Annotated in this window: 8 protein-coding genes; 5 read left to right on the top strand and 3 right to left on the bottom strand. The window is 72.4% G+C overall.

Translation table 11 applies throughout. From position 1 onward, the window contains the following. Positions 1–201 precede the first annotated feature (201 nt). The 3 genes from pknB to ABZ716_RS04460 all read left to right on the top strand — a co-directional run bounded on the left by pknB (position 202) and on the right by ABZ716_RS04460 (position 3,674). Positions 202–2,121, top strand: coding sequence for a Stk1 family PASTA domain-containing Ser/Thr kinase (pknB, locus tag ABZ716_RS04470; RefSeq protein ID WP_358956394.1), 1,920 nt, complete (start codon positions 202–204; stop codon positions 2,119–2,121). Positions 2,122–2,127: 6 nt separating this feature from the next. Further along, a complete protein-coding gene (locus ABZ716_RS04465) occupies positions 2,128–2,988 on the top strand; it encodes a deoxyribonuclease IV (protein ID WP_358956392.1) in 861 nt (286 codons plus the stop codon). A gap of 101 nt (positions 2,989–3,089) precedes the next feature. Next, positions 3,090–3,674 (top strand): DUF4396 domain-containing protein, encoded by a 585-nt coding sequence (locus tag ABZ716_RS04460; RefSeq protein ID WP_358956390.1) that lies wholly within the window; start codon positions 3,090–3,092, stop codon positions 3,672–3,674. A 16-nt stretch (positions 3,675–3,690) separates the two neighbouring features. Here the strand turns inward: ABZ716_RS04460 and ABZ716_RS04455 are convergent, their stop codons facing one another. Further along, the gene (locus ABZ716_RS04455; RefSeq protein ID WP_351881088.1) at positions 3,691–4,323 is read right to left on the bottom strand and encodes a sulfite oxidase-like oxidoreductase; all 633 of its coding nucleotides are present in this window, start codon (positions 4,321–4,323) and stop codon (positions 3,691–3,693) included. Positions 4,324–4,495: 172 nt separating this feature from the next. Here ABZ716_RS04455 and bfr point away from each other — a divergent pair, with 172 nt between their 5' ends. Further along, a complete protein-coding gene (gene bfr / locus ABZ716_RS04450; RefSeq protein WP_351881091.1) occupies positions 4,496–4,972 on the top strand; it encodes a bacterioferritin in 477 nt (158 codons plus the stop codon). Between the two features lie 13 nt (positions 4,973–4,985). Here the strand turns inward: bfr and ABZ716_RS04445 are convergent, their stop codons facing one another. Together ABZ716_RS04445 and ABZ716_RS04440 are read right to left on the bottom strand one after the other, a co-directional pair. Beyond that, complete coding sequence (locus tag ABZ716_RS04445) at positions 4,986–5,240, bottom strand: (2Fe-2S)-binding protein (RefSeq protein ID WP_351881094.1); 255 nt, start codon at positions 5,238–5,240, stop codon at positions 4,986–4,988. Positions 5,241–5,392: 152 nt separating this feature from the next. Further along, positions 5,393–6,748 carry a class II 3-deoxy-7-phosphoheptulonate synthase gene (locus ABZ716_RS04440; protein ID WP_351881097.1) on the bottom strand — a complete coding sequence of 452 codons (1,356 nt, stop codon included), beginning with the start codon at positions 6,746–6,748 and terminating at the stop codon, positions 5,393–5,395. Positions 6,749–7,087: 339 nt separating this feature from the next. Between ABZ716_RS04440 and ABZ716_RS04435 the strand changes: the two genes are divergently transcribed. Further along, the gene (locus ABZ716_RS04435) at positions 7,088–8,989 is read left to right on the top strand and encodes an anthranilate synthase family protein (RefSeq protein ID WP_358956387.1); all 1,902 of its coding nucleotides are present in this window, start codon (positions 7,088–7,090) and stop codon (positions 8,987–8,989) included. The last annotated feature ends 159 nt before the right edge of the window (positions 8,990–9,148 follow it).

The raw sequence follows: 9,148 nt of genomic DNA, 5'->3' as shown, positions 1-9,148 counted from the left end.
GGGATCCCGCTCCCAACCCGCCCGCCCGCACCCGGGGAGGCGGGTGGGCAGCCACCGGCCCGCCCCCGGCCCCTCGAGGGGGCGATGGCGGGCCCGAACCGCGATCCCCGCACCCCGCCCCTCCGCCCGTGCATGTCACGGCTGCGCTGCAACGCCGGGCGGGCCGGCCGGGGGGCGGAGGGGGCCTCGTAGAATCGGCGGGTGGATACGACCCTGGATGACCCCCTCGTCGGGCGCGTGCTCGACGGCCGCTACCGCGTCGACGCCCGTATCGCCGCAGGCGGCATGGCGACGGTCTACCGGGCGCTCGACACCCGCCTCGACCGCGTCCTCGCGCTCAAGATCATGCACCCGGCCCTGGCCGCCGACGCCGTCTTCGTGGACCGCTTCATCCGCGAGGCGAAGTCGGTGGCGCGGCTCGCCCACCCCAACGTGGTCGCCGTCTTCGACCAGGGCACCGACGGCCCCTACACCTACCTGGCCATGGAGTACGTCTCCGGCTGCACCCTGCGCGACGTGCTGCGCGAGCGCGGCGCGCTCCAGCCGCGGGCCGCGCTCGACATCCTCGAACCGGTCCTCGCGGCGCTCGCCGCGGCCCACCGCGCCGGTTTCGTCCACCGGGACATCAAGCCCGAGAACGTCCTGATCGGCGACGACGGCCGGGTCAAGGTCGCCGACTTCGGCCTCGTCCGCTCCGTGGACGCCGCCACCCACACCACCGGCTCCGTCCTCGGCACGGTCTCCTACCTCGCCCCCGAGCAGATCGAGGACGGGGTCTACGACGCCCGCGTGGACGTCTACGCCTGCGGCGTCGTGCTGTACGAGATGCTCACCGGCGCCAAGCCGCACACCGGCGGCACCCCCGCCCAGGTGCTCTTCCAGCACCTCAACGAGGACGTCCCGGCCCCTTCGGCCGCCGTCCCGGGGCTGCCCGCCGCCCTGGACGAACTCGTCGCCCAGGCCACCGCGCGCACCCCCGCGCTGCGCCCCGCCGACGCCGCCGCCCTGCTGGCCCTGACCCGCGAGGCGCGGGCCCTGGCCGGCGAGGCCGAGCTGGACGCCGTACCGCCGCAGGCGCGGGCCGCCGAGCGGTCCGCCGCCGAGGACCGCACCAGCGTGATCCCGCGCCCGGTGGCGGCGCAGGCGCAGGAGCCCGGTCTGCACCACACCTCACGCCTGGAGCGTCCGCTCGCGCCCCCGGCAGCGGCGCCGGCACCCCAGCGGGGACGCGGGCCGCGCCGGGGCATAGTCCTGGTCGTCGCCGCCGTCCTGCTCGCCCTGGGCGTCGGCACCGGCCTCTGGTACATCAACTCGGGCCAGTTCACCAAGGTTCCCAACCTCCTCGGCAAGACCGAGGAGCAGGCCCGGGCCGAGCTCTCCGCCGCCGGTCTCGGCGTCAAGAAGGTCGACCGGAAGTTCAGCGAAGCCTTCGACCGCGGGACGGTCATGAACTCCGACCCGGCCGGCGGCAAGCGGATCAAGGGCAACGGCGCGGTGACCCTCACCGTCTCCCGCGGCCCCGAGCTGGTCAGCGTGCCCGACCTCAAGGGCCGCCCGCTGGAGGACGCCAAGGCCGAGCTGACGAAGGCGGGCCTGGCCCCCGGCGTCGTCACCCAGGCGTTCAGCGAGGACGTGGCCCAGGGCTCGGTGATCTCCACCGACCCGGCCGGCGGCCAGAAGCGCTCCCCCGACACCGCCGTCGCCCTCCAGGTCAGCAAGGGCCGTCCGGTGCCGGTCCCCGCCGTCACCGGGCAGAGCGCCGACCAGGCGCGCGCCGCGCTGGAGGCCCTCGGCCTGAAGGTGGCCACGGCCCCCGACCAGGTCAACTCCCCCGCCCCCGCCGGTACGGTCGCGGCCCAGTCGCTCGCCGCGGGCGCCCAGGCGGCCGCCGGGGACACCGTCACGCTGACCCTCTCCAAGGGCCCCCGGCCGGTCCAGGTCCCGAACGTGACCGGCCAGGACGTGGAGGCGGCCCGCAAGAGCCTGGAGGCGCTGGGCTTCAAGGTGAAGGTGGACCGCCCCTTCCTGTCCTTCAGCAGCACGGTGGACACCCAGTCGGTACCCGCCGGGCAGAGCGCCCCCGAGGGCAGCCAGATCACCATCAAGACCAAGGGGCTCTGAACCGCGTTGCTTCGCAATCCCGTGGGCGGGCACGTGCCCGTCGCCGGCGGGCTCGCCTCCGTCGGCCTGGCCTACGCCCGTGAGATGGGGGCCGAGGCCGTCCAGGTCTTCGTGGCCAATCCGCGCGGCTGGGCCACCCCGACCGGGAACCCGGCACAGGACGAGCTGTTCCGCACCCGGTGCGCCGAGGAGTCGATCCCGGCGTACGTGCACGCCCCGTACCTGATCAACTTCGGCTCCCACACCGAGGCGACCGTCGAGAGGTCCGTGGAGTCCCTGCGGCACTCGCTGCGCCGGGCCCGGGCGATCGGCGCACTCGGGGTGGTCGTGCACACCGGCTCGGCGACCGGGGGCCGGCCGCGCGAGGCGGCGTACGCCCAGGTCAGGGAGCACATGCTGCCGCTGCTGGACGAGCTGACGCACGAGGACGACCCGTTCCTGCTCCTGGAGTCCACGGCCGGCCAGGGTTCCTCGCTGTGCTCGCGGACCTGGGACTTCGGCCCGTACTTCGAGGCCCTCGACCACCACGAGAAGCTCGGCATCTGCCTGGACACCTGCCACATCTTCGCGGCCGGCCACGACCTGGCGGAGCCGGGCGGCACCAAGCAGACGCTGGACCTGCTGGTGGACACGGTGGGCGCGGGCCGGCTGAAGCTGATCCACGCCAACGACTCCAAGGAGGGCGTCGGCGCCCACAAGGACCGGCACGCCAACATCGGCCAGGGCCACATCGGCCGCGAGGGCTTCGCCGGGCTGTTCTCGCACCCGGAGACGGACGGGGTACCGCTGGTCATCGAGACGCCGGGCGGCAAGGAGGGGCACGCGGCGGACGTGGCCCTGCTGAAGGAGCTCCGCGACCTGCACTGACACCCGCGAAAATCCTTGAGGGAATACCCCTGGGGGGTATACGGTTCCACCAGTCGGCGGAACCGTCACCCGGCGTTCCGCCGGACCGTCAGGGGGTCGTCATGGAACAGGCACACGAACACCACGAACACCACCAGCACCACGGAGACCAGGGCCACGAGCAGCACGCCGGGCACGAGCAGCACGCCGGCCACGAGCAGCACGCGGGGCACGCGGGGCACGCGGGCCACGGCCACCACGCCCACGGCCCCGTCAGCTGGGGCATGGCCGCCCAGGCCACCCTGCACTGCCTCACCGGCTGCGCCATCGGCGAGGTGCTCGGCATGATCGTCGGCACCGCCCTGGGCTGGGGGAATCTCCCGACGATGATCCTGGCGATCGTCCTCGCGTTCTTCTTCGGCTACGCCCTCACCCTGCGCGGCATCCTCTCCGCCGGCGTGGACTTCCGTTCGGCCGTCCGGGTGGCGCTCGCCGCGGACACCCTGTCGATCGCCGTGATGGAGCTGATCGACAACGGCGTCATCGCCGTCTGGCCCGGGGCCATGGACGCCCACCTCTCGGAGGCGCTGTTCTGGATCACCCTGGCGATCTCGCTGGCGCTCGCCTTCGTGCTGACCACCCCGGTCAACAAGTGGATGATCGGCCGCGGCAAGGGCCACGCCGTCGTCCACCAGTACCACCACTGAGCCCCCGGCGGCAGCGTCAGAGCTCCGGACCGTCGCCCGGCCCCTCCTGGTACGAGTAGCGCTGCTCGCGCCAGGGGTCGCCGATGTTGTGGTAGCCGCGCTCCTCCCAGAAGCCCCGGCGGTCGGCCGTCATGTACTCGATGCCCCGGACCCACTTGGGGCCCTTCCAGGCGTACAGGTGCGGGACCACCAGGCGCAGCGGGAAGCCGTGTTCGGCCGTCAGCGGTTCGCCACCCATGTGGGTGGCGAAGACGGTCCGGTCGGAGGCGAAGTCCGCCAGTCTCAGGTTGGAGCTGAAGCCGTACTCGGCCCACACCATCACGTGCGTGACCTGCGGGGCCGGAGGGGCCAGGGCGAGGACGTCCCGGGCGAGCACCCCGCCCCATTCGGCACCCTGCATGCTGAACTTGGTGACGCAGTGCAGGTCCGCCACCACCGAGTTGAACGGCAGCGCCGTGAACTCCTCGTGGTTCCAGCAGTGCTTCTCACCGTCGGCCGTCGCGCCGAAGACGCGGAACTCCCAGCGGTCCGGCTTGAACTTGGGCACGGGACCGTAGTGGGTGACGGGCCAGCCCCGCTGCAACCGCTGCCCGGGAGGCAGCTCCAGCTGCTCTGCTCCCGGAGATTCCCGGCTTTCCGGCTGACCCATGCCTCCATGGTGACAGACGTGGCGGGGTGGTCACGACCAGGTACGAACCGAAACGGGCAAGTCCTGGTAACTCCCACTAAGGAGGCACTTACTGGACTGCCCTGTACGGCGGTGCGAAGATGCGCGCACTACCCGATCACCATGCTGACATTGCCTGGAAGGAGCCTCTGCGATGCAGGGCGACCCCGAGGTCCTCGAGTTCCTGAACGAGCAGCTGACCGGCGAGCTCACGGCCATCAACCAGTACTGGCTGCACTACCGCATCCAGGACAACAAGGGCTGGACGAAGCTCGCCAAGTACACGCGTGAAGAGTCCATCGACGAGATGAAGCACGCGGACAAACTCACCGAGCGCATCCTCATGCTCGACGGTCTGCCCAATTACCAGCGCCTCTTCCACGTGCGCGTCGGACAGACGGTCACGGAGATGTTCCAGGCGGACCGGCAGGTGGAGGTGGAGGCCATCGACCGCCTCAAGCGCGGTATCGAGGTCATGCGCGCGAAGGGCGACATCACCTCCGCCCGCCTCTTCGAGGAGATCCTGGAGGACGAGGAGCACCACATCGACTACCTCGACACGCAGCTGGAGCTCATCGACTCCCTGGGCGAGCCGCTCTACCTCGCCCAGCTGATCGAACAGCCCAGCTGAGGTCTCGGGCGGCTCAGGCGGCTTCCGCCAGCAGCGGCGCCGGGCCGGCGGTGAGGACGGCCGCCGCCTCACCCTTCTCCAGCAGCTCGCGGCGCGGGCACGCGCCCCGGCCCAGGAGGCCCTGGATGGTCCGCACGCAGGAGCCGCAGTCGGTGCCGGCCTTGGTGGCGGAGGCGATCTGGCGCGGGGTACAGGCCCCGGCGGCCGCGTGTTCCTTGACCTGCTTGTCGGTGATCCCGAAGCAAGAGCAGACGTACACGCGGTTCACCTCCCTGAGCGGAATGGTCCTTGCAGCCACCCCGGTGCGGTGAGGCTTACCTAACCGTACCTAAAGTTAGGGTGCCCTAAAAGACCTGGAGACGAGGATGGGGCGCGGATCACATCGATCCGCGCCCCGTCCTCGCTCAGAGCTCAGCGAGCTCACTGGTCGCGGTACATCTCCGCCACCAGGAACGCCAGGTCCAGGGACTGGCTGCGGTTGAGACGCGGGTCGCAGGCCGTCTCGTAGCGCTGGTGCAGGTCGTCGACGAAGATCTCGTCGCCGCCGCCCACGCACTCGGTGACGTCGTCACCGGTGAGCTCGACGTGGATGCCGCCCGGGTGGGTGCCCAGCGCCTTGTGGACCTCGAAGAAGCCCTTGACCTCGTCCAGGACGTCGTCGAAACGGCGCGTCTTGTGGCCGGAGGCCGCCTCGAAGGTGTTGCCGTGCATCGGGTCGGTGACCCAGGCGACGGTCGCACCGGAGGCGGTGACCTTCTCGACCAGCTCGGGGAGCTTGTCGCGGACCTTGTCGGCGCCCATGCGGACGACGAAGGTCAGCCGGCCCGGCTCGCGCTGGGGGTCCAGGCGGTCGATGTACGTCAGCGCCTCGTCCACCGTGGTGGTCGGGCCGAGCTTGATGCCGACCGGGTTGGCGATCTGCGAGCAGAACTCGATGTGCGCGTGGTCCAGCTGGCGGGTGCGCTCACCGATCCAGACCATGTGGCCGGAGGTGTCGTACAGCTTGCCGGTACGGGAGTCCGTACGGGTGAGGGCGCCCTCGTAGTCCAGCAGCAGGGCCTCGTGCGAGGAGTAGAACTCCACCGCCTTGAACTCGGCCGGGTCGGTGCCGCACGCCTTCATGAAGTTCAGCGCGTTGTCGATCTCCCGCGCGAGCTGCTCGTAGCGCTGCCCGGACGGGGAGGACTTCACGAAGTCCTGGTTCCAGGCGTGCACCTGGCGCAGGTCGGCGTAACCGCCGGTGGTGAAGGCGCGCACCAGGTTCAGCGTCGACGCGGACGCGTGGTACATCCGCTTCAGCCGCTCGGGGTCCGGGATCCGGGCCTCTTCGGTGAAGGCGAAGCCGTTGACGGAGTCACCGCGGTAGGTCGGCAGGGTCACGCCGTCGCGGGTCTCGGTGTCCTTGGAGCGGGGCTTGGAGTACTGGCCCGCGATCCGGCCGACCTTGACGACGGGCACCGAGGCCGCGTACGTCAGGACGGCGCTCATCTGGAGCAGCGTCTTCAGCTTGGCACGGATGTGGTCGGCGGATACGGCGTCGAAAGCCTCGGCGCAGTCGCCGCCCTGCAGCAGGAACGCCTCGCCCTTGGCGACGGCTCCCAGGCGGGCGCGCAGCTGGTCGCACTCGCCCGCGAAGACGAGCGGAGGATACGACTCGAGGTCCGCGACGACAGCGCGCAGGGCCTCGGCATCGGGGTACGAAGGCTGCTGCGCCGCGGGAAGGTCTCGCCAGGTCGCCTTTGCGGCGAGGGCGTGGTTTTCAGCGTTCACGGTCACCTCGTACACATTACGGCGTCGGCCCGGGTGTCCGGCCGGACGCCCACCTGGTGAGACGGTCGCGTTCCAAGGTCCACGGGGCCCGGACCGGCCGAATGCAAGGCCCCGCCGGGGGGAAATCGGGAAAGCGGCGATTCCGGGGTGGTGTGGGCTAAGGTGCCTCCCATGTACGCGCTCTCCGTCCAGAACTGGTGGTGGTCCGCTCCCGGCGGCCCACTCCTCGCGCGTACCCACTGACACGAGCGAACCGAAGGCCGCCCCGAGGGGCGGCCTTCCGCGTACGCAGGCAGGCGCCGGCCGTCCCTCCTCCCGACACCCCACCGGAAGGACGTCCGCCCCATGCCCCAGTGCGACTTCTCCCTCACCCGGCTCCTCGACGACGCCGCCCCGCCCTTCGCGCTGCTGCGCCGGCGCACCCCCGGCCGGGACCACGACACCGTCGAGGTGCTGCTGGGCCCGGTCCACGAGGCCGCGCGCCTGGCGGAGCTGCCCGTCCGCGCGCTGCCCACCCTGGCCCTGGTGCCGTTCCGCCAGATCCGCGAGCGCGGGTTCGACGTACGCGACGACGGCACCCCGCTGAGCGTGCTGGCCGCCGAGGAGGCGTACGAGATCCCGCTCGCGCAGGCACTGGCCGCGCTCCCGGACCACCCGGTACGGGTGGAGGGCGGGGGCTTCGACGTCGGTGACGAGGAGTACGCGGCCACCGTCGAGCGGGTGATCCGCGACGAGATCGGCCGGGGCGAGGGCGCGAACTTCGTGATCCGGCGCACGTACCGGGGCCGGATCGGCGGCTTCGGCCGGGCCGACGCCCTGGCCCTGTTCCGGCGGCTGCTGGAGGGCGAGCGGGGCGCGTACTGGACGTACGTGGTCCACACCCCGGACCGCACCCTGGTCGGGGCCAGCCCCGAGGTCCACGTCCGGATGGCCGGCGGCACGGTCGTCATGAACCCCATCAGCGGCACCTACCGCCACCCCCCGGGCGGCCCGACCGCCGAGTCGCTCCTCGCCTTCCTCGGCGACCGCAAGGAGACCGAGGAGCTGTCGATGGTGGTCGACGAGGAACTGAAGATGATGTGCACGGTCGGCGACATGGGCGGGACCGTCGTCGGCCCCCGGCTGAAGGAGATGGCCCACCTCACGCACACCGAGTACGAACTGCGCGGCCGTTCCTCCCTGGACGTACGGGAGGTGCTGCGGGAGACCATGTTCGCGGCGACGGTGACGGGCTCGCCGGTGCAGAACGCCTGCCGCGTCATCGAACGGTACGAGCACGGGGGCCGCGGCTACTACGCGGGCGCCCTGGCGCTGCTCGGTCTGGACGCCTCCGGCGCCCAGACCCTGGACTCCCCCATCCTGATCCGCACCGCCGACATCGCCCCGGACGGGACGCTGCGGGTGCCGGTCGGGGCCACCCTGGTGCGCCACTCCGACCCGCACGGGGAGGTCGCGGAGACCCACGCCAAGGCCGCCGGGGTCCTGACCGCCCTCGGCGTACGGCAGGCCCCGCCCCGGCCGGCCTCCGCCGGGGCGGTCCGGCTGGCGGACGACCCCCGGGTGCGGGCGGCGCTGGCCGCGCGGCGGGCGGACCTCGCCCCGTTCTGGCTGCGGATGCAGGAGCGCCTGCCCGCGGCGGGCGGACACGCGCTGGTGGTGGACGGCGAGGACACGTTCACCGCGATGCTCGCGCACGTGCTGCGGGCGGCCGGCCTGGCGGTGACGGTACGCCGCTACGACGCCCCGGGGCTGCGGGAGACGGCACTGGCCTGGGACGGCCCGGTCGTGCTGGGCCCCGGCCCGGGCGACCCGGCCGACGGGGCGGACCCGAAGATGCGGATGCTGCGCGGGCTGGCGGGCGAACTGCTCGCCTCGCACCGGGGCGGCCTCCTCGGGGTCTGCCTGGGGCACGAGCTGCTGGCGGCGGAGCTCGGCCTGCCGCTGGTCCGCAAGGCGGAGCCGGCGCAGGGGGCGCAGGTGCGGATCGACCTCTTCGGCAGGCCCGAGGTGGTCGGCTTCTACAACACCTACACCGCCGCCTGTGACGCGGAGGCGGAGGCGGAGCTGGCCGCGCACGGGGTCGAGGTCTCCCGCGACCCCCGCACCGGGGAGGTGCACGCCCTGCGCTGCGCGGCGCGCGGCTTCGCGGGCGTGCAGTTCCATCCGGAGTCGGTCCTGACGTTGCGCGGCGCGCAGCTCGTGTCCGACCTCGTCCGGGTTCTGACCCCGGCGGGGCGGCGGGGGTAGCGGGACGGGGCCGGGGGCTGCCCTGCGGGGCCGGTCCCCCACCCGCCCTTCGCCCGTTCCCACGGGCTCGGCCCCTGGCCCCGCGCCTCGAACGCCGGCGGGGCTGTCTGTGGCTCCGCGGCGTTCGAGGCGCGGGGGCGAACCTCGGGCCGGGCCCGG

This window comes from Streptomyces sp. NPDC006687 (assembly GCF_040636215.1).
Classification (GTDB): Bacteria; Actinomycetota; Actinomycetes; order Streptomycetales; family Streptomycetaceae; genus Streptomyces.
Note: the sequence above shows the minus strand (reverse complement) of the source record. Positions and strands in the feature narration are given on the sequence as shown.